Here is a 19,476-nt window from a genome sequence, read left to right as displayed (position 1 = left end):
TTCATGAGCACTCACACTTCGTCGCGGGGCATCGTCGTGAGCTACTCCGCTCCGCGTCCGGCCGCCTATGACGAGAACCTCACCATCCCTGCCTACTTCGATGTTGAGCTCGATATGGAGTACGGCGGTGCACGATTGGCCCTGTCGGTCGAGGATGCCCGGGTTCTGCTCGAACGGCTTCCGCGTCTGGTGATGGAACACGATGCCGCCGAGCATGTCCGCGCCGAGCAGGTGGCCGCTGAGAAGTCCGCGACTGAGTCCAAGGCGGCGTGACCGTGAGTACGGCGGATCAGCAGCCCAAGAGCGTTCGGTGGGCTCGCTGGTCCGCCGTTCTCATCGTTCTTGTTATCGGTGGGGCCGCGTTCGTTCTCTCGTTCGCGGCTCTGCGTGACCTCGCGGTCCGGGCCCACACACCTGCTCATCTGGCGTGGCTGTTCCCGGTGATCGTGGACGGCACCATCATTCAAGCCACGATCGCGGTCCTGGCCCTGGCCGACAGCCCCGAACGAACCTTCTTCACCCGCGTACTGATCGCCGGGGCCACGGTCTCGATCGGCGGCAACATCGCTCACGCGCTGGTCTCGGGTCACGGCGCTCTGGCTGCCATCCTCGCGGTGATCGCCCCCGCTGCCCTGTTGCTCGACACTCACGGCCTGGCGGTGCTGCTGCGCTCCCGCAACACCCCACCGACCGAACCCGCTCCCCCGGCCGTCGCGGTCGAAGCGGTCGAACCCTCTGCTCCCGAACCTGTTTCGGCACCGATGCCGACGAGTTCACCGATTCCCCCGGCACCTGTCCGGCCGACCACACCGCCACCTGTGCGGGTGGTCCAACCTTTCCAACCTCCGCGACCTGTTCCGGTCGCGGTCCCTTCAGGAGGTAATTGACATGCCCGAGATGTCCCCGTTCATCGTGATCCACGATGGCAGCGGCGCGGATGGCCGCAATCCCCGCACGTTCGGCGAAAGCTTCGATGTGGTGTATCTGCCGATGGTCGGCGTCGTGGCGGTCACTGTCGGTAAAGGGTCGGTGTTTCTGGACCCGTCACACACCGCTGCACTGATCGACAAACTGACAACCGCGCTGGACGCCTACGCCGCGACCTTGACGGCGGTGGCCTGATGCTGCACCAGCGTGAGGGCTACTGGGAGACCCGCAAAGAACCCACGTGGTCGCGGGGATGGATGTTCGACGCCGACAACACCCGCAACGTTCTGCACGCCGAGGGTGTTCTCGGGGTCCGCTATGACGCCGGTCTGTGCGATGAAACCCCCGGCATCGTGATCGCGTTGGGTCACGCTCCCAGCGGGCTCAATCTCGAACTCGCTGTCGATGAGGCAATGGAACTGATCGAGATGCTGGCCGCCGCGATCGGCGAAGCGCACGGGGTGCCACAGCCTTCCATCGACGTCACCGGCGAGCGGTGCCAGTGGGCGTGCTGCAACCCCAAGGCGGTGCGGTGATGGGCACCACCGTTGTCGCGCTGTCGACGATCCTGGCCACCGGGGTGATGCTTCTGTGGCGTCGCCTCGACGGGGTGAGCTCCGCGGCTTCGGTCTCGGCGTCGGACGCCGATCCGTTGGCGCATGTGCCGGCCGAATTGCGAGTAGCGGTCATGGTGATGACCGACTCCCGCCAGCTCGCCTACATGTGGGTCGCACTCGGCCTCGGAGGCCCGGACGGCGGTTGGCCGAACGTGCTGACCATGACTCGGGTGCCTTCCGGTGCTGTCGCTGAGGTGCAGATGCTCGGCGGTCAGAAGCTCTCGGACTGGACCAACGAAGACACCCGCGACCAGCTCGCCCAGTACCTCGGTGTTCCGAAAGTCCTTGTCACACAGATAGATCCGGGATTCCTGACTCTGGATCTGCGGTGCTGGGACACCTTGGCCGATCCCGCTGTCGTTCATCCCGATGCGTTCACAGCGACCGGTGTCGACCTGTCGGCGGTTCCCGTGGGTGTGCGTGAGGACGGTCGGGTGTGGCTGGTCCGGTTGCTCGGTGTCCACATCCTGCTCGCCGGGGCTACCGGGTCGGGTAAGGGCTCGGTGTTGTGGTCGCTGGTCGCCGGGATTGCTCCCGCGATCAAGGCTGGATACGTCGATGTGTGGGTAGCAGATCCCAAGGGCGGCATGGAATTTTCTCGCGGTGAGGACCTGTGGACCCGCTTCGAGTGGACCGCTGGCGGGATCCTGGGGATGCTCGCCGAGGCCGTGGCGCAGATGCAGGAACGCACCGCCCAGCTCAAAGCCGCACGTGTTCGCAAGTTCACCCCGTCGCCGGACATGCCGTTGGTGTGGATCGTCATCGACGAAGGCGCGGCCCTGTCCTCGTTCGCTTCCCGTGAGGAGCAGGAGCAGTTCCGCCAATACACCGGGCTGTTGCAGTCGCAGGGTCGTGCGGTCGGCTACTCGGTGACGGCGGCGGTGCAGGACCCGTCGAAAGAGACGATGCCCAACCGGCAACTGTTCAACGTCCGCATTGGTCTGCGCCTCGAGGAAGTCACGCAGATCCGCATGGTCCACGGCGATTCCGCCAAGGACCGTGGGGCACGGTGCGACGAGATCCCCGCTGACACACCTGGTGTCGGCTATGTCGCCGAGGACGGCAAGGACGGGTTCGTGCGGGTGCGGGCGTTCATGGTCACCGATGACGACATCGACGCCCTGGTAGCCGCGTACGGGCCTGAGAAGCCGGACTACAGCCCACAAGCGGACTACACCGACTTCGACCCCGACTACATCCCCGGCGAAGACGACGAGCAAGGGATGGCGGCATGAAACGCGGCATGGTCACCGAATCCCACGTCGTCATCTACTGCGACACCTGCGGCGACATCCTCACCGACTCTGACGGGGAATCGATTTGCTTCGACTCCACCAACCAAGCCGCGGCTTTCCTCACCGCCGACCGCGCATCCGGCTGGGACTACGACGGCGACCGCATCACCTGCTTTACCTGCCTCGCGGTCGCCAAGTGCTCGGCAAACGGTCACGACTGGCCCAAGTCGATCTACCCATGTGTCGACTACGACCTCCCGTGCGAGGTCTGCGGCATCACCCAATACGAACTCACCAAGGAGAAATGACCATGGCACGCAAGAACACCACCCGCACTGATAACCGTCTCGCTGACGTCATCGACTTCGCCGCCCGTAGCCGGTGCCGCTCGGAAGCCCGTGGCCTGGACCCGATCGCCGTGGCGGTGACGATGCTCGCCGAGACCGGTACCGCGCCGGCATGGAACGACTACGACGATGTCGCCGGTTGGGATGACGCGGCATGAACAGCGCAGTTCGGCCCCGCCTGCTGGACCTGTATTGCAAGGCCGGTGGCGCTTCCATGGGCTACCACCTGGCCGGTTTCGATGTCGTCGGGGTGGATATCGAGCCGCAACCGCGGTACCCGTTCGCCTTCCATCAGGGTGACGCTCTTGAGTTCCTGACCGCTCACGGCGACGAGTTCGACGCCATCGCCGCATCTCCGCCCTGCCACGATCACACCCCGTTGTCCTCCCGTGCCGGGATCAACGGTTCAGGCTGGCTGCTCGGCGCGACCCTCGATCAACTCGCAGCACAGCCGGTGCCGTGGGTGGTGGAGAACGTTATGGGTGCCGACATGCGCGCTGATGCGGTGCTGTGTGGGTCGATGTTCGGGCTGCGGACCTACCGGCACCGCAAATTCGCCATCGATACCCGGATCCCGTGGTTGCCCGCTGTGCCGTGGCATCCAGCGCATACCGCCCGTACCTCGACCAAGAAGCGTCGCCGGGACTTCGACGCCGGCATGAACATCTCGATCACCGGCGATGTCGGGTCCTGGCTGGGTCCGGCGTGCATGGGCATCGACTGGATGACCGGTTCCGAACTGGCCCAAGCCATCCCACCCGCATACACCCACCATCTTGGCCTGCATCTGCTCGACCACCTCGACAACACCACCGGTCTGGAGGCGGCATGAACACCGAAGAAGCATCCAAACCTGTTCGCAGACAACCGAACCCGGTAGTGGCTGCTGCTGCCAAGACCCGCAAGCGTCGCAAGAAGATCGTCACCTTGCCGACCGATCCCACGCCGGGACAACTGCCGCTGTTTCCCGTATCCGACCTCGATCCGGAGGCCCACTGATGAACAAGACCACAACCACCACGACGACGAACGACACCGACTTCGCTGACGTGATCATGGAAATGCTCGGCAACCTCCTGGTCGCCATCGTCACCGCCGCCTTCCAACTGATCTGGTTGGCGATCCTGTTCCCACTGCTCTCGGTCCCCGCCGGCCTTTCTGTCGCGGTCGGATGGTTCTACGGCTGGCCGTTCGGGATCGGGGTGGCTGGTGTGGCTGTCGCGGGGATGGTGCTGTGGCGAGTGTCGAGCCCGCAGACCTTCGAGCGCTGGCTCACCGGTCGCATCCGGTCTCGCTGGTTGGCCTGGTTCCGCTACCGCCGCCGCTGGGCCCCGGTCATGGATGCCTGCCTGCTGACCAAGAAGGACGGCGACCGGGTGAGCGTCCCGCGGCTGATGGGTGTGCGGATCGGGGAATCGTTGGACACGGTCCGAGTGAAGATGCTGCCCGGACATGCCCCCAGCGACTGGGAGAACCGCGTCGAGCACCTGGCCCACGCCTTCGGTACCCGCCACGCCCGAGTTGCGATCGTCGGCGCCAGCCTCGTCGAGGTCACCTTCCGTCGCTCCGATTCGCTCGCTGAACCGATCGTCGTCGACTTCGAATCGATGGCCGGTTTCAAGACCTTGCCGCTTCGCAAGGCCGCATGACCACCACTGACAACCACCTAGCTGAGGGAGGCCACACCATGGACAACGCCACCAACACCGCCGAATCCGCCCCCGTGGCTTCCCTCGGCCGGACGACCGCCGCCCAGCGTCGGGCTATGCCTTCCCTGAAGGACATCGCCGAGTCGGCAGCAGAGAAGGAAGGCGTGTGCGCTCGGGTCGTTCCCATGCGTGCCGTCGACGACTCCACCGGCAAGATCTCCTACATCGGTGCCCCGTGCAAGTGCCGCTTCGAAGCGATCTGCCCGGCGTGTGCCAAGGCGTACCGCACCCTGCGAGCCAACCAGCTCCGTGAAGGGTGGTGCCTGAGTAAGGAACCGGTCGATGAGACCGTCGAGCCGACTCAGGAACAAACAGACTTGCTCAGTGCCCGCGCGCACCTGTTCGACCAGTTCCGCCAGGCCCGCGACGAGGAAAACGACGAGCTTGCCGACGACATCCGTACCTTGGTCACCGAGATCGACGCCGAACTGCGTGACCTCGGTGTGAAGGGTCGGTTCCCGTCGTTGGATGGGAAGCCACGCCGTAAGGCCAAGTCCACTCGCCGCCGCCAGGACGTACCGAACTTGCCTCGTCGCAAGGTTGAAAAGCGGACCTTGGGCCAGGTCTACAACGGCTATCAGCCCTCCACGTTCCTGACTGTCACCCTGGACAGCTACGGCGCGATCAATCAGGTGTGGGACCCCAAGGCGGGCAAGAACGGCAAGGGCGCGATGGTCTCGGATGGTTCCCCGGTCGACCCCGAAACCTACGACTACGCCCGTGCTGCTCGAGACGCTATCCACTTCGCCGCGCTGATCGACCGGTGGGTGCAGAACCTGCGTCGGGCGGTCGGCTGGGACGTGCAGTACTTCGCCAGTGTAGAACCGCAGAAGCGTGGCGCTCCGCACCTGCATTTGGCTATTCGTGGGTCGGTGTCGAACAAGATGCTCAGGGCGGTCACCGCGGCGACCTACCGGCAGATCTGGTGGCCGCATTTCGACAAGCCGGTCTATCACGACGGGGCGATGCCCGAATGGGATTACGTGGCCGGTACTTTCGTCGACCCGCAGACCGGTGACCCGCTGACCTCGTGGGATGACGCCCTGGCGGTGATGGATGAGGTGGACGACCTCGAACCCGCGCACGTGGTCCGCTTCGGCGTGCAGAAGAAGCCGATCCAGATACTCGGCGGCACCGACAAGATGGAACGACGGGTGCGTTACCTGACGAAGTATCTGACCAAGAGTGTCGCTGACCTGCTCGAACCGGACTCGCGTCGCGTCGCCGAACACTATGACCGGTTGCACGCGGAGATGTGCGTGACGCCGTGCTCGCCGAAGTGCGGGGTGTGGTTGCGCTACGGCATCGTCCCGAAGGGTGCCAGCGAGAAGACTCAGCCCGGCTACTGCAAGGGCAAGGCCCACCGCCGCGACACCCTCGGCCTGCCCGGTCGCCGGGTCCTGAACTCGAAGAAGTGGACCGGCAAGACTCTGCCCGACCACAAGGCCGAACGCGCGGAATTTGTTCGGCAACAGCTCGCGGCCGTGGGCATCGTCAAACCCGACACCTCGCATGTGCGCGTGTACCCGGTCCCACCGGGCGATCCGGACGCACCACCGCGCGAACACCTCGTGATGGCGCTGGTGAACGCCCGCTCGAAATGGCGGGTCGAGTACACCGCTGCTCGCATGGCCCTGGGCGACAACCCACCAGACCCACCGACTTTCGTTCAGCAATCGGCAGCGTAGGAAGGAAGATGATGACTCACCTAGTAGGCGGTCGGTGGTACACAACAGCCCAACTCGCCGACGTCCTCGGGATCGACAGTTCGAGTCTGCGACGCTGGCGTACCGCGAATCCACCTTGCGGACCGGCATACGTCCGGGTATCCCCCCGCGTGGTGAAATACAGCGCGGCCGACGTGGAGGAATGGCTTCAAAGCCTGCGCACCGACCCGACCAAGGCAGCAGCCTGATGGCGCAGCGCGTGAATATCCCTGTGGGCGTGAAGCTTTCAGCGGATATCGAAGAACGAAGCGACTACGGCAAGCGACCGTTTCGTGCCCGAGTGAGGTGGACTGAACCGGCGACGAAGAAGCGGCCGACCGTCTCCGAGCCGTTCGAAACTCGCGAAGAGGCCGAGGCGTGGATCGACCGGATGCAACGTTTGGCCATGCAGGGCATCGACCCGAAGACCGCGACGATGTCGTTGGCAGACTACGGAAACGCCAACATGGACCTGGCGCTCCGCGGCCTCGAGAAGAAGACCACCGACCCCTACGGCTGCGGATGGCGGATGCGCGTTGTGCCGTCGTTGGGGCATATCCCCATCGGGATGATCACCAATGGCGCGATTGACCGTGCGGTGGTCGGGTGGATCAATGATGGTTCGGGCAAGTCGAGCGTCAAAAACACTCTGGCGGTGCTGGTTCGAGTCATGGAACAGGCCAAGCGTGACGGACTGAGGACGGACAACCCCGCCCAGGTCCGCGGATGGCAGAAGCTCTACGCCCAGATCGAAGACGAACTCGATGACCCGCGGTCGTTGGCGCTACCGGACTGGTCGACCCTGGTCACGCTGGCCAATGCGTTGGTGGCTCGATCCGCCGACGAGTACCAGGGCTGGGGTGATGTCGTCACCTTCGCCGCGTGCACGGCGTCACGGATCGGTGAGGTGTCGGGGTGCCGGGTCGGTGATATCGATACCGCGACGTGGACGTGGACCGTTCGCCGACAGACCACACCCGGTCCCGGCGGACTCGACGACAAAGGAACCAAGGGCAACCGCCGCCGCTACGTGCCGCTGATCGAGGAAGTTCGACAACTGGTCCTCGACCGCATTGCCCTCGTAGGTGAAGACAACACCGATGCCCGATTGTTCGTCGGCCCCCGCGGTGGACGGATCGCTACCGGCGTCCTTCGCGACGCCACGCACTGGGACGAAGTGGTCACCAAACTCGGCTACGAACACCTGCGACGCCACGACCTCCGGCATACCGGACTCACCTGGATGGCCGATGCCGGGGTGAGCCTGCACCTGCTCCAGAAGATCGCGGGTCATGCCGACAGTCGAACAACTGAGCGATACCTACACCCGGACCGCCGGGAGGTCACCGATGCCGGCGACAAGCTCTCAAACCACCTTCGGTCCCGTTCTGGTCCCGCTCTCCGTGTGGTGGGCTAACAGGAAAACCCTCTCCGACCGAGGTCAGAGAGGGTTTTCTACTGTCGGGCTGACAGGATTTGAACCTGCGACCACCTGACCCCCAGTCAGGTGCGCTACCAAGCTGCGCCACAGCCCGTTCTTGCCCCCGTCTCCGGGTGCTCGAAAAGATTACCTCACCTCTTGGTGAAGGTACTAATCGGCTGGTAGACGTACCTTTTTGTCGATCTAGATGAGCGTCGGCAGTGTCCCGGTGGAGCCGACGAGGGCGCCGAGTTCGTCTCGGTCCCATTCGGTTCCGTGAAGTTTCTCAGCCTGGATGCGCGGGGTTCCGTGCTGAGCACTGGCATGCCAGACTGACAGGAGGCGGCGTCGAGTTCTTCGGCGCTCGACCGATTTCGGCTGCGGTGAATATCGACCCGCATCACCCTCCTCAGCGCGCATGCTGCGACGAGCACGCTAGATTCCCCCTCCCCCGGGTTCGCCTCCAGTACTGGACGCGTTGCGCCAGCCACCGGGCCGTGCCTGCCGACTACCCAGACACCCCCGAGCCTTCGATCAGCAAGAGAATGGAGTGAAAGTCCATGGTTACCACCACGATTACCACCGGCACCGAGCGAACGATCATCGAGAACACACTCGATCGCAACCGCGAAGCGCTCATCGCGACCGCACGAGGACTGTCCGATGCCGACTCTCGGCGACGCCTTGTCGCGTCGTTGACGACACCGATCTCCTTGATCAAACATGCCGCCGCGGCGGAGCGGATCTGGTTCCAGCGGTTCTGGGCGGGGCTAGACGAAGCCGAATGCGACGGGTACTCGAGGCGCGACGAGGGCACGTTCGCCGTGGCGGACGACGAGTCGCCGGCCGATGTGATCGCCGAGTTCGAGCGCGCGAGCAACCGATCACGGGAGATCGCCGCCCGGTTCGACCTGGACGACACCAAGCACAATCCCCGCGAGGGGACCATCAGCATGCGGTGGACTCTGCTCGCCATGATCGAGGAATTCGCCCGCCACGCAGGTCACGGCGACATCCTGCGCGAGCAGATCGATCAGACGGCGACACTCTGAGAACAGCAAATATCACTCACATGGCTAACTATTGGCTACCTTGCTGGACGTGCAGTTCAGAATGACCATCCCGCTCACCGCCGCGAGCAAGCGCACACGCGGACCACTAGCGCTCGGCCGATATCCCCCGAGTCAGTCGTCGAGGCTATCGGCGAGCAATCTGTCGCTGACGCGCAGACGCTCGGCCATCGCGACGAGGATGTCCATGGCCTCACTCGATAGACCGATAGCCCGCAGCAGCAGGGCGCGCGGTTCTTCGAGTTCGAGCGCCCGGATGAGCGTGTGATCGTCGACGCCGGGATGATGCGCCGCGAAGAAGAAGTAGTCGGGTGCGACCTGGAAGTACTCGGCCAGCGCCGCAACAGTTTTCGCCGAGGGATTCTCGCGATTCCCGGACCGTAGCTGGGACAGGTACGGTGCGGAAATGCGGTGTCCGGCCGCCTGGAGCATGCGCGCCACCTGGCGGTTTGTGCACTGACGCACGTCCGGACCCGAGGGGTTGTCGAAAAGTTCGTTGAGGCGGGCGGCGAAGTGCGTCACAGCAGTTCCTCGGCGTCAAGTTGGTCAGAAGACCATCATGAGACGCCGACTGTGTTCCCGGCAATAGACCTAGCAAACTTGCGGCGCTCGTCACAAAATCTCTACCAGCAGACTGTTCGACGTAACCACCGCCGATTCGCACCGATCGGCGCGGAAGACGCAGGTCAGCGACCGCGTTGGCCTCATCTGCCCGAGCCGATGTCCTGTTCTATGCAATACTCCATAGCATGCGTCTGAGCAGCCCGGAATCCGATGACAACACCGCCGAGACCGCGCAGTGGCGCAAGACGGCCTGCATTCTCTGTGAATGCAATTGCGGTCTCGAGATCCAGACCGATGGCCGCAACCTGGTGAAGATTCGTGGCGACAAACAACATCCGGGGTCGGCGGGCTACACGTGCGAGAAGCCGCTGCGCCTCGACAAATACCAGTCGGGCGCGCACCGCATCGACGCTCCGCTGCGGCGCACCGCGGACGGCACGTATGAGCCGATCGACTGGAATACCGCGCTCGACGAGATCGCCGCCAAGCTCGCCGGGGTGCGTGACGCGCACGGCGGCCGGTCGATCTTCTTCTACGGCGGGGGCGGGCAGGGCAATCACCTCGGTGGCGCCTACGGTCGGGCGCTGTATCACGCGGTCGGTGGCCGGTATATGTCGAATGCGTTGGCGCAGGAGAAGACCGGCGAATCCTGGGTCGACTCCCAGCTCTACGGCAATCACACCACCGGCGACTTCGAGCACAGCGAGGTCGCGATCTTCGTCGGCAAGAATCCCTGGCAGTCCCATGGCATCGCGCAGGCGCGACCGGTGCTGCGCGAGATCGCGCGGGATCCGAACCGGACGATGATCGTCATCGACCCGCGCGTCAGCGAGACCGCGGCGCTGGCCGACTATCACCTGCAGGTCAAGCCGGGCACCGACGCCTGGTGCGTGTCGGCGATCGCGGCGACGCTGGTGCAGGAGAACCTGCACGACGAGGGGTGGTTGGCCGAACACGCGACCGGTGTCGAACCGGTGCTGCGTGCGCTGCGGGCAGTGGACATCAGCGCGAACGCGCACCGCTGCGGTCTCGACGAGACGCTGATCCGCACCGTCGCGCGCCGGATCGCCACCGCGAAGAGCGTCGCCACCTATGAGGACCTCGGGGTGCAGCAGTCTCCCAACAGCACCCTGGTCGCCTACCTGAACAAGATGCTCTGGATCCTCACCGGCAACTTCGCCAAACCCGGTGGAGTGCATATTCATTCATGGATGTTTCCGCTCGCCGGCCGCTGGCATGCCATCCCGAAGGAGGCCGGGGCGGGTAGGGCACAGCGCGTGCGGCGCGGCGTCGCGACCGTGGCGATGCGCTACGGCGCCACGCCCGCGCGCCGGTTGATCGCCGCGACCGCTCGGCGTGGCACGATCTCGCGGAATGTGGCCGGGCTGACGGCGAGCACCACCCTCGATGTGTTCTTCGACGCTGTCGCGGTGCCGATCGCTCGTACGATCGCCGACAAGCTGAGCATGGCCGACAGTCCCACGCGCACACCGGTTTCCGGGGCCCGGATTCTCAACGGACTGATCCCGTGCAACTCGATCGCCGACGAGATCCTCACCGACCACCCCGACCGGTTGCGGGCCATGTGGATCGATTCGTCGAATCCCGCGCACTCGCTGGCGGATTCGGCGCGATTCGTGGCGGCGATGCGGTCGCTGGAGCTGTCGGTGGTCGTCGATGTGGCGATGACCGAAACCGCTCGCCAGGCCGACTATGTGCTGCCCGCGGCGAGCCAGTTCGAGAAGTACGAGGCGTCGCTGTTCACGCTGCACTTCCCGCACAACAGCTTTCAGGTGCGCGCGCCGTTGATGGCGCCGCTGCCGGGGACCCGGCCCGAACCCGAGATCTACGGGGCGGTGATCGACCGTCTCGGCGTAGTCGAGCCCCGGCTGCTGGAGGAGTTGGCCGCGGCGGCGCGGGTGAGCCGGGAGGCGTTCGCGCTCGCACTGTTCTCCACGTTGAAAGCGCGCCCCGAACTGGCCGGACTGACACCGTATCTGCTGTATCGAACCTTGGGCGCGAGCCTTCCCGACGGGGAAGCCGCGCTGGCGCTGGCATGGGGATTCGCGCTGCTGTGCGTGATCTCCCAGCCCGACGCCGTGGCCAGGGCGGGGTTCACCGGATCCGGGTTCGGGCAGGCCGAGGAGTTGTTCGAGGCTGTGCGCGCGCACCCGGAAGGGGTGATGTTCTCCGATGACCGTTACGAGGACGCGTGGCGCTACATCCAGCACGCCGATGGCAAGATCCACGCCGACATCCCGGAACTTCTCGACGAACTGCGCGCGGTCTGCGCGGTCGACCCCGACTACACCAGCGAGGAGTTCCCGTTCACCCTGTCCGCCGGTGAGCGGCGCGCGTTCACGGCGAACGTGATCATCCGCAACCCGGACTGGCGCCGCCGCGACCGTGAGGGCGCGCTCCGGATCGCGGTGGCCGATGCCGAGCGGCTCGCGCTGAGCACCGGCGATAGGGTGCGTGTGGTCACCGAATCCGGTTCGGCGACCACGTCGATCGAGATCAGCGAGATGATGCAGGCAGGACACATTTCACTCCCCAACGGCATGGGTGTCGCCTATCCGGGCGCGGACGCTGTCGTCGGTGTCGCGCTCAATACGCTGACTTCGACGTCGCGACGCGACAAGTTCTTCGGCAGCCCGTGGCACAAGAACGTTCCCGCCCGTATCGAGGTGCTCGCGGCGCCGGTGAAGGAGGCCTGACGGTGGGAGCACGTACCAACACTCGGCAGAAGATGCTGTGCAGTGCGATCGAACTGCTGCGGGAAAGGGGTGCGGCGGGCGTGACCGTCGACGCGGTACTCGCCCGCAGTAGCGCTCCGCGGGGCTCGGTGTACCACCACTTCCCCGGCGGACGCGCCCAGATCATGACCGAATCGCTCACTCTCGCAGGCGATACGATCAGCGCCCTCATCGCCGAGGCAGCCGAGCAGGGCGCCGCCGGGGTGCTGGCCGGGATCGCCGAATTCTGGACGACGATCCTGCTGACATCCGATTTCGAGGCGGGCTGTCCGGTGGTGTCGGTGGCGGTGGGCGGGTCGCCCGAGGACCGCCACCTACAACCCGAGGTCGCCGCCATCTTGCAACGTTGGCACGACACCCTGACCGTCGCGATCACTGCGGAAGGCGTCGCACCGGCTCGCGCCGAGCGCTTGGCCACCATGGCGATCGCGAGCGTCGAAGGGGCAGTGATCCTGTGCCGCGTCCACCGCTCGACTACCGCGCTCGACGAGGTCGTCGAAGAATTGCGCGTCCTGCTCGCCACCGCCGTCGGCACCTGAAGTCAGTACGTCGGCCAGGGTCCACCCCGGACCGGCTTGGTGGCGGTGACACGCTGCTCGTTGTCCCGGAAGCGGGGTTCGTAGTGGGTGAAGAACACCTTGGCGACCAGGTCGCGACGACTGTGGACGCCGGTTTTGTCGAAGATGCTCTTCAGATGCTGCTGCACGGTGTGCGCCGAGACGGTCATGTCGTGGGCGATCTGCGAGGTCGAGGCACCCTGGAGCACCAGTCGGGTGACGTCGCGTTCGCGCTCGGTGAGCCCATAGGCCGACATCAGCAGTGGGTAGATGCGGCTGGGGTGGGCGGGTTCGATGATCACCGCGACCCTGGTCTGTGCTGACGAGGTCAGGCGGGCGCCGTGCAACACCACCCAGGTTCCCGACCTGGTCAGCGCTCGCGACACGAGTACCTCGCCGGGTCGGTCGTCCGCCGCGTTGCGAAACGCGCGGGCAGCGAGGGTCACCACGGCGCTCGGCAGCTTCTCGCGATCCCAGTCGCCGTCGGGCAGGTCGCAGAGCCAGCGCCGCACACCGGCGCTGGCCGATTCGATCTCGCAGGCGGAGTTGAGCACCAGCAGACCGGGCGAGTCCCCGTATTCGGGTTCGCCCGCCTGCCCGATCAGCAGGGCCCGGCGGACGCCGTCGGCCAGGGTCGGTGCCACCGTCGCCACGAATTCCTTCTCGGCGGGGTCGAACATCGCGGCGCCGGGTTCGCGATAGAGCGCGAGCGCGCCCCATACCTCGCCGGAGCGGGTGCGCAGTCGGGCGATCAATTCCTGGTCCCCACCCATCGTCATATTGCGTTGCCACCGTTCGCTGTTCGAGGGGCCTCCGCCTGCGGTGTCGTGCAGCGTCGACAATCCGGTCGCCGACTTGACGACGTCGACGATGCCGTTGCGTTCCTCGCCGTACTCGGCGGCCAACCACTGCGGCGGAAACTCGGCGAGACCGAGATGGAAGTGACTGGTCATCAGCAGCGACGCGGGATCGAGGGTGTACCAGCACGGCGTCCAGTAGTGCGGGACGGCGGTGGCCAGCACCTCCGTCGTCTCCTGCCACAGCGACACCAGATCGTGCGGCTCTCGGCACAAGCGCCCGATCTTGTCGGCGGCGCGTTGCATCGCATCCGTGCTCACAGTTCAACGGTAGGCCGCGGCCGGACCAGGGGAAATACCAGATTTGTGGAATGTCGCGGCGACCGGGGAATTCCTAGCCTCGACGTATGACGAATACCGGAACCGCGAATGTGCGCCTCAGTCCGCCGCCGCCGGAATTGATGCGACTGATCAATCCTGTCGTGCGGCGTATCTTGGCGACGCGATTGCTCGGCCGTCGCATTCGCCGGCAGGGAATGGTCGAATTCACCGGCCGCCGCACCGGCCGCACGCTGCGGATCCCGGTCTGCCTGCACCACGTCGATGACGAGACGCTGATCTTCACCGAGCGACCATGGCGCCACAATCTGGTCGGCGGCGCACCCGTCACCATCACCCATCGCGGGCAGATCCGCCACGGTCGCGCCGTGCTCCTCGATGCCGCGCCTGCCCGAGTCGGCGCCGCGATGCGAGCGGCGATGGACGACGGCGCCAGCCCGTTCGAACTCGGGCTGAAGCTCACCCGCGGCTACGACCCGACCGCCGACGACCTCGCTGCCATCGCGCGCTCGATCATTCGAGTCGATTTCGAGGATTGAGGAAATACCATGCGTATCAATCGAATCCGGCACGACATCACTGTTCTCGCCGACGAACTCGAGGTCCCCGGTATCGGCCATTTGCCGGTCAACGCCTACGTTCTGCACGCGGCAGAACCCGTCGTCGTCGACACCGGACTCAGCCTTCCCGACCGCGGGTTCATGGCGGCACTGAGTTCGATCGTGGATCCAGCCGACGTGGAATGGATGTGGCTCACCCATCCCGATCGCGACCACACCGGATCGCTGTTCGACCTGCTCGATGCCGCCCCGAACGCCCGGCTGATCACGACATTCGCCGGCCTGGGCATCATGTCGTGCGCTCGACCGGTCCCGATGAATCGCGTGTACCTGCTGAACCCGGGGCAGTCCCTCGATGTCGGCGACCGACGTCTCACCGCGTTTCGCCCACCGTTGTTCGACAATCCGAGCACTGTCGGGTTCTACGACGAACGCAGCGAATCATGTTTCACCTCGGACTGTTTCGGCGCTCCGATGCCCAGCGCCGAACTCGCGACCGCCGACGACGTGGGTTACACGCCGCCGGCCGCGATTCGTGCGTCGCAGCATCTCTGGGCGGCCGTGGACAGCCCGTGGGTGCACGTCGTGGACGAGAGCAAGTACCTCGCCACCGTGTCGGCGATGCGCGCCTTCGACCCGCGAAGGATTCTCAGTACGCACCTTCCGCCCGCGCGTGTCCGCACGTCGGAGTACTGGGACATGCTTGCCGAGGCGCCGCATGCCGCGCCGTTCGTCGGTCCCGATCAGGCTGCGCTGGAACAGATGCTGGCGAGCTTCGAACCCTGATTGTCAGGCGGCGCGCAGGATTCTCAGTGCGGCCCGCTCGATGCGGTCGGCGATTTCGGTGTACGACTCGTAGCCCATGCCTGCCCGCACCAGCGCGCCGGCGTAGATGATCTCGAGCCATTCGATGACCTCGGTGTCGGCGTCGGGGCCGAGGGCGCGCGCGAGTCGGCTGCGGATCTCGATGCCGATGCGGGTGCGCAGGTGTTCGACATCCGGGTCCGAGCCCAGCAGTGCGCCGGTGACCGCGCCGGACAGCTCCTGTTCCTCGGCCACCAGCAGCGCGATGTTGCGCAGCTCCGCGAGTACCCGCACTGTCGAGTCGGGATCCTCGCTCGCGGGTGAGTGGGAGGCCAGTAGGCGACGCCAGAAGATCTCGGCGACCAGGTGCTCCTTGGAGGAGAAGTAGGTGTACGCGGTCGCGGTGGCGACGCCCGCCTCCGCGGCGACCAGCCGGATCGTCATGCCGGAAAAGCCATCGCGTGTCAGCACTACCAGCGCGGCCCTGGTCAGCCGTTCGACGGTGTCGGCCTGCTTCCCGGTCAATCGACGCCGGGTCGCTTCGAGACTGATGGAATCGCTTTCAGACATGCGTCCGGATGTTACTCGCCAGTCCCGCAGCGTCGGTGAACCACACCACGTCGGCGCGGGGGTCGGGGTTGATTCGTAACCATGTCCAGAATACAATCTGGACACATGTCTGATGCATTGAACACGTCGTCCACCGCGGGCAAAGTAGTTGTTGTCACCGGCGGTGCGCGCGGCATCGGACGTGCGGTCGCGAGCGAACTGGCCGGGGCCGGGGCGGTGGTCGCCCTCGGCGACATCGACGCGAGCACGGTCGCGAGCACCGGGACCGAGATCGGCGCGGCCATGGCGCGCCACCTCGACGTCACCGATCCCGCGTCGTTCGCGAGTTTCCTCGCCGAGGTCGAAAAGACCTGCGGCCCTGTCGATGTGCTGATCAACAACGCGGGCATCATGCCGGTCGGCCGGTTCACCGAGGAGTCCGACGAGATCACCCGCCGGATTCTCGACATCAATGTCTACGGCGTGCTGCTCGGCACCAAGCTCGCGCTGCCGCCGATGCTCGCCCGCGGCCGCGGCCACATCGTGAACATGGCCTCGATGGCGGGTGAGAATCCGACGCCGGGAATGGCCACCTACTGCGCGAGCAAGCAGGCCGTGCTGAGCTTCACCGAGACCATGCGCCTGGAACACCGCGGCACCGGGGTGCGGTTCTCCGCTGTCCTGCCCACGTTCACCCGCACCGAGATGATCGCCGGCACTCGCGCTCCGCGTGCGTTGCTCGCCGAACCGGCCGACGTCGCCGCCGCGGTCGCCGCCCTGATCGCCCGGCCGCGCCGACGTGTCTCGGTCACCCGCACGGCGGGTGTTCTCGCCGCCTTCAACAAGCTGACCCCACGCCCGCTCGGTGAGTTCATGGCTCGGCGGCTGGGCGTGCACCGCACCTTCATCGATGTCGACCGCGATGCCCGTCGTGCCTACGACGACCGGCTCGCGGCCGACTGAGGACTCAGGTGCGCGACAGGATCACGACGGGAATCTCGCGTTCTGTCCAGGACTGATAGGCATCGAAATCGGCGTAGAGGCGGGTCAACAAGGGCCACAGGCGCTGACGCTCGTCGGCATCGGCCACGCGGGCCACCACCGGGTAGTGCTCGCTGCGGATGCGGACATGGGCGTTCGGATCCGCGAGCAGATTCCGGTACCACTGCGGATGATTCGCGAGGCCGCCCTGGGAGCCGACGATGACCAGATCCTCGCCGTCGACGAGATAGAGCAGCGGCGCGGCGAAGATCTTGCCGGACTTGCGACCTCGATGTTCGAGCAGCAGCGTCGGCACCGGGCTGCGGAACCCGGCACCGATGCGCCAGGTACCGCCGACGCGGCCGTTGGTGCGGCGATAGACCCACGCCTGTGCGCGCGACCCGTAGCGGATGATCCGGGTCGTCATCGGCGAGTTCAGCCCTTTCGGCTGATTCTTCGGCATAACCATCGTTCGCACGCTACAGCGATCGCGGATCGGCGATAACGGTGTCGATCATTTCTTGCGACGCTCCTGCGCGATCACCTTGCCGACGGTGCCGTCGAGCTTGGTCCCCGCGGGCCAGCCGACGTAGTGGCACAGGAACAGGGCGATCTCACGCAACTGCTCCTCGGACAGCTCCCCATTGCGCAGAGCGGCGCCGATCTGGATCTCGGCGACATCGACATTGCCCTGCGCGGTGAGCGCCCCGAGCAGCAGCAGTCGCCGCTCCCGCACGGTCAGCGCGGGCCGCGACCAGATATCGGCGAACAGGTGGTCGGCGGTGACAGCGAAGTGCTCGCCGGGGCCGTCCTCGAATTCCCAGCCGTAGACCTCGGTCATCTTGGCCAGGCCGCGCTTGCGGACCTCGGCGGGGGTTTCTGCGTTGGTGGTCATAAGATCTCCTTGTCGAGCACGGGTTCGGCGACGCCGAGTCCGTCGGCCAGTCGGGCGAGGGCGAGTTGCGCCAGTGGCAGGTCGACCGCGAGCCGGTCGCCGAGGTCGAGCGCGAGCGCGAGATCCTTCTCGCCGAGATCGCGCACATGGCCGAGGATGGGGAACCAGAAGTCGTCGGGGTCGATCGGCGCGGTGGTGTCGCGCAGCATGATCGCGCCCGGCCCACCGGTCACCGCGTCGGAGTGGCGGACCACCTTGCCGAGTGCGGTGAGACTGAGCCCGGCGGCCTCCGCCAGGCGCTGCGCCTCGGTGGCGGCAGTGAACGAAATGAAGTGAAGGAGATTGCGCGCCAACTTCATTCGTGTTCCCGCACCGACCGGACCGGCGTGCACTATGAGGTCGGAGAAGCACCCGAACGGCGGCCGGATCCGGTCCACCGCGGCGGCGCTACCGCCGACCATCACGGCCAGGCTCCCCCGGGTCGCACCCGGCGCGCCGCCGCTGACAGGTGCGTCGACGAATTCGACCTGGTGCTCGGCGCACCGGGCGGCCAGCTCCTGCGCCGTCCGGTCGCTGATGGTGGAGTGCACGGCAACCACCGTGCCCGGCGCAGCGGTACTCAGAATGCCGGAAGGGCCGGTGAGCACCTCGGTCACCTGCGCGTCGTCGATGACCGTCACACAGATGATCCGCGCGTGCGTCGCGACCTGCGCCGGCTCGGCGACCGCACGCGCACCCGCGGCGACGAACGGCTCGATGACCTCGGGCCTGACATCGCAGACCGTGAGCCCGCCCGGCCAGTCCAGCAGCCGCCGCGCGATCGGCGCGCCCATATTGCCCAGACCGATGAATCCGACCGGAGCACTGGCGGATTCGGTCGTCATCGGATGATCTGCCCGCCGTCGACGTTGAGGATCTGGCCGGTCACCCAGCTCGCCTCGTCCGACAGCAGATACAGGCAGGCGCCGACCAGGTCCTGCGGGGTGCCCATCCGCTTGATCGGGATGCGCTTGACCATGTCCTTGACCATGTTTCCGGGCGTGACGGTCTGGGTCGCCTCGGTGTCGATCGGGCCGGGCGCGATGGCGTTCACCCTGATCCGCGAACCACCCAGCTCGGTGGCGAGCTGCTGGGTGAGGCCGTTGATACCGACCTTGGCCAACCCGTAGAACCCCGAGTACAGCCATGCGGCGGTAGATGATTGGTTGACGATCGAGCCGCCGCCTGCCGCGATCATCGGCTGCCAGACCGCGCGCGTCACATTGAGCGCTCCGTCGAAGTTCACGCCCATGAACTTCTTGTAGTAGTCCCACGGCACGGTGAGCAACAGATCGAGCTTCATCTCGCCGTAGATGGCCGCGTTGTTGACCAGGTGGTTGATCGCGCCGAACTCGGCGACGGTGAACTCCGCCAGTGCGACAGCGGATTCGGGATCGGCGACATCGACGCGGCGGAAGGCCGCGATCCCGCCGTCGGCGACGATCTGCTTGGCCACCTCCTCGCCGCGCTCCGCATTGAGGTCGGCGACAACGACATTGGCGCCTTCGGCGGCCAGTGCGCTTGCGTAGACCGCGCCGATGCCCTGCGCGGCTCCGGTGACGATCGCGGTGCGACCGGTGAAACGTGCCATGGTGTTCAGCTCC

General features: G+C 65.9%; 26 protein-coding genes and 1 tRNA gene. 19 read left to right on the top strand and 8 right to left on the bottom strand.

Annotation, left to right across the window (positions count from 1 at the left end; translation table 11 throughout):
* Positions 1 to 3: 3 nt before the first annotated feature.
* From ACFVJ5_RS27165 to xerC, 13 genes are all read left to right on the top strand, one after another.
* Entirely contained in the window at positions 4 to 273 is a 270-nt protein-coding gene (locus tag ACFVJ5_RS27165) for a hypothetical protein (protein ID WP_379224267.1), read from the top strand.
* 2 nt (positions 274 to 275) lie between these two features.
* A complete protein-coding gene (locus ACFVJ5_RS27160; protein ID WP_379224266.1) occupies positions 276 to 887 on the top strand; it encodes a DUF2637 domain-containing protein in 612 nt (203 codons plus the stop codon).
* A gap of 1 nt (position 888) precedes the next feature.
* Entirely contained in the window at positions 889 to 1,122 is a 234-nt protein-coding gene (locus ACFVJ5_RS27155; RefSeq protein ID WP_379224264.1) for a hypothetical protein, read from the top strand.
* A complete protein-coding gene (locus tag ACFVJ5_RS27150) occupies positions 1,122 to 1,463 on the top strand; it encodes a hypothetical protein (RefSeq protein ID WP_379224262.1) in 342 nt (113 codons plus the stop codon). Before ACFVJ5_RS27155 ends, ACFVJ5_RS27150 begins: the two co-directional genes overlap by 1 nt.
* A complete protein-coding gene (locus tag ACFVJ5_RS27145; protein WP_379224261.1) occupies positions 1,463 to 2,779 on the top strand; it encodes an FtsK/SpoIIIE domain-containing protein in 1,317 nt (438 codons plus the stop codon). Before ACFVJ5_RS27150 ends, ACFVJ5_RS27145 begins: the two co-directional genes overlap by 1 nt.
* Entirely contained in the window at positions 2,776 to 3,087 is a 312-nt protein-coding gene (locus ACFVJ5_RS27140) for a hypothetical protein (RefSeq protein WP_379224259.1), read from the top strand. The genes ACFVJ5_RS27145 and ACFVJ5_RS27140 overlap by 4 nt, the downstream gene beginning before the upstream one ends.
* A gap of 2 nt (positions 3,088 to 3,089) precedes the next feature.
* Entirely contained in the window at positions 3,090 to 3,284 is a 195-nt protein-coding gene (locus tag ACFVJ5_RS27135; RefSeq protein WP_379224257.1) for a hypothetical protein, read from the top strand.
* Positions 3,281 to 3,958, top strand: coding sequence for a DNA methylase (locus tag ACFVJ5_RS27130; protein ID WP_379224256.1), 678 nt, complete (start codon positions 3,281 to 3,283; stop codon positions 3,956 to 3,958). Before ACFVJ5_RS27135 ends, ACFVJ5_RS27130 begins: the two co-directional genes overlap by 4 nt.
* Entirely contained in the window at positions 3,955 to 4,125 is a 171-nt protein-coding gene (locus tag ACFVJ5_RS27125) for a hypothetical protein (protein ID WP_379224255.1), read from the top strand. Before ACFVJ5_RS27130 ends, ACFVJ5_RS27125 begins: the two co-directional genes overlap by 4 nt.
* Complete coding sequence (locus ACFVJ5_RS27120) at positions 4,125 to 4,775, top strand: hypothetical protein (RefSeq protein WP_379224254.1); 651 nt, start codon at positions 4,125 to 4,127, stop codon at positions 4,773 to 4,775. Before ACFVJ5_RS27125 ends, ACFVJ5_RS27120 begins: the two co-directional genes overlap by 1 nt.
* A gap of 38 nt (positions 4,776 to 4,813) precedes the next feature.
* Entirely contained in the window at positions 4,814 to 6,523 is a 1,710-nt protein-coding gene (locus ACFVJ5_RS27115; RefSeq protein ID WP_379224253.1) for a replication initiator, read from the top strand.
* Positions 6,436 to 6,750: a helix-turn-helix transcriptional regulator gene (locus tag ACFVJ5_RS27110; RefSeq protein WP_379224251.1), complete on the top strand. Its 315-nt coding sequence runs from the start codon at positions 6,436 to 6,438 to the stop codon at positions 6,748 to 6,750. The genes ACFVJ5_RS27115 and ACFVJ5_RS27110 overlap by 88 nt, the downstream gene beginning before the upstream one ends.
* Before the next feature lie 92 nt (positions 6,751 to 6,842).
* Entirely contained in the window at positions 6,843 to 7,958 is a 1,116-nt protein-coding gene (gene xerC / locus ACFVJ5_RS27105) for a tyrosine recombinase XerC (RefSeq protein WP_379224249.1), read from the top strand.
* A 44-nt stretch (positions 7,959 to 8,002) separates the two neighbouring features.
* Here the strand turns inward: xerC and ACFVJ5_RS27100 are convergent.
* Positions 8,003 to 8,076, bottom strand: a tRNA-Pro gene (locus ACFVJ5_RS27100).
* Positions 8,077 to 8,521: 445 nt separating this feature from the next.
* Between ACFVJ5_RS27100 and ACFVJ5_RS27095 the strand changes: the two genes are divergently transcribed.
* Positions 8,522 to 9,013, top strand: a complete 492-nt coding sequence (locus ACFVJ5_RS27095; protein WP_379224247.1) for a DinB family protein — start codon at positions 8,522 to 8,524, stop codon at positions 9,011 to 9,013.
* Between the two features lie 132 nt (positions 9,014 to 9,145).
* Here ACFVJ5_RS27095 and ACFVJ5_RS27090 read toward each other — a convergent pair whose 3' ends face one another.
* Positions 9,146 to 9,553, bottom strand: coding sequence for a helix-turn-helix domain-containing protein (locus ACFVJ5_RS27090; protein ID WP_379224245.1), 408 nt, complete (start codon positions 9,551 to 9,553; stop codon positions 9,146 to 9,148).
* 227 nt (positions 9,554 to 9,780) lie between these two features.
* On the opposite strand from ACFVJ5_RS27090, the gene ACFVJ5_RS27085 reads away from it, so the two are divergent.
* A complete protein-coding gene (locus ACFVJ5_RS27085) occupies positions 9,781 to 12,312 on the top strand; it encodes a molybdopterin-dependent oxidoreductase (protein WP_379224243.1) in 2,532 nt (843 codons plus the stop codon).
* A 2-nt stretch (positions 12,313 to 12,314) separates the two neighbouring features.
* A complete protein-coding gene (locus ACFVJ5_RS27080; RefSeq protein ID WP_379224241.1) occupies positions 12,315 to 12,890 on the top strand; it encodes a TetR/AcrR family transcriptional regulator in 576 nt (191 codons plus the stop codon).
* A gap of 2 nt (positions 12,891 to 12,892) precedes the next feature.
* On the opposite strand, the gene ACFVJ5_RS27075 is transcribed toward ACFVJ5_RS27080, so the two are convergent.
* Positions 12,893 to 14,026, bottom strand: coding sequence for a helix-turn-helix transcriptional regulator (locus ACFVJ5_RS27075; protein ID WP_379224239.1), 1,134 nt, complete (start codon positions 14,024 to 14,026; stop codon positions 12,893 to 12,895).
* Between the two features lie 86 nt (positions 14,027 to 14,112).
* Here ACFVJ5_RS27075 and ACFVJ5_RS27070 point away from each other — a divergent pair, with 86 nt between their 5' ends.
* Together ACFVJ5_RS27070 and ACFVJ5_RS27065 are read left to right on the top strand one after the other, a co-directional pair.
* Positions 14,113 to 14,583, top strand: coding sequence for a grhN (locus ACFVJ5_RS27070; protein ID WP_379224237.1), 471 nt, complete (start codon positions 14,113 to 14,115; stop codon positions 14,581 to 14,583).
* Between the two features lie 9 nt (positions 14,584 to 14,592).
* Positions 14,593 to 15,390 (top strand): MBL fold metallo-hydrolase, encoded by a 798-nt coding sequence (locus tag ACFVJ5_RS27065; protein WP_379224235.1) that lies wholly within the window; start codon positions 14,593 to 14,595, stop codon positions 15,388 to 15,390.
* Between the two features lie 3 nt (positions 15,391 to 15,393).
* Here the strand turns inward: ACFVJ5_RS27065 and ACFVJ5_RS27060 are convergent, their stop codons facing one another.
* A complete protein-coding gene (locus tag ACFVJ5_RS27060; RefSeq protein WP_379224233.1) occupies positions 15,394 to 15,978 on the bottom strand; it encodes a TetR/AcrR family transcriptional regulator in 585 nt (194 codons plus the stop codon).
* A gap of 105 nt (positions 15,979 to 16,083) precedes the next feature.
* Here ACFVJ5_RS27060 and ACFVJ5_RS27055 point away from each other — a divergent pair, with 105 nt between their 5' ends.
* Complete coding sequence (locus ACFVJ5_RS27055; RefSeq protein WP_379224231.1) at positions 16,084 to 16,920, top strand: SDR family oxidoreductase; 837 nt, start codon at positions 16,084 to 16,086, stop codon at positions 16,918 to 16,920.
* 4 nt (positions 16,921 to 16,924) lie between these two features.
* Here ACFVJ5_RS27055 and ACFVJ5_RS27050 read toward each other — a convergent pair whose 3' ends face one another.
* The 4 genes from ACFVJ5_RS27050 to ACFVJ5_RS27035 are packed head-to-tail and all read right to left on the bottom strand — an operon-like array spanning position 16,925 to position 19,463.
* Complete coding sequence (locus tag ACFVJ5_RS27050; protein ID WP_378631430.1) at positions 16,925 to 17,401, bottom strand: nitroreductase family deazaflavin-dependent oxidoreductase; 477 nt, start codon at positions 17,399 to 17,401, stop codon at positions 16,925 to 16,927.
* 51 nt (positions 17,402 to 17,452) lie between these two features.
* Entirely contained in the window at positions 17,453 to 17,833 is a 381-nt protein-coding gene (locus tag ACFVJ5_RS27045; protein WP_379224229.1) for a carboxymuconolactone decarboxylase family protein, read from the bottom strand.
* Positions 17,830 to 18,717 carry an NAD(P)-dependent oxidoreductase gene (locus ACFVJ5_RS27040; protein WP_379224227.1) on the bottom strand — a complete coding sequence of 296 codons (888 nt, stop codon included), beginning with the start codon at positions 18,715 to 18,717 and terminating at the stop codon, positions 17,830 to 17,832. Before ACFVJ5_RS27040 ends, ACFVJ5_RS27045 begins: the two co-directional genes overlap by 4 nt.
* Complete coding sequence (locus tag ACFVJ5_RS27035) at positions 18,714 to 19,463, bottom strand: SDR family oxidoreductase (RefSeq protein ID WP_379224225.1); 750 nt, start codon at positions 19,461 to 19,463, stop codon at positions 18,714 to 18,716. Before ACFVJ5_RS27035 ends, ACFVJ5_RS27040 begins: the two co-directional genes overlap by 4 nt.
* Positions 19,464 to 19,476 lie beyond the last annotated feature (13 nt).

It is taken from the genome of Nocardia sp. NPDC127606, assembly GCF_042671725.1.
In the GTDB taxonomy this organism is placed as follows: domain Bacteria; phylum Actinomycetota; class Actinomycetes; order Mycobacteriales; family Mycobacteriaceae; genus Nocardia.
The sequence above is the reverse complement of the archived record's forward strand: the minus strand, read 5'-3'. Positions and strand labels throughout refer to the sequence as shown.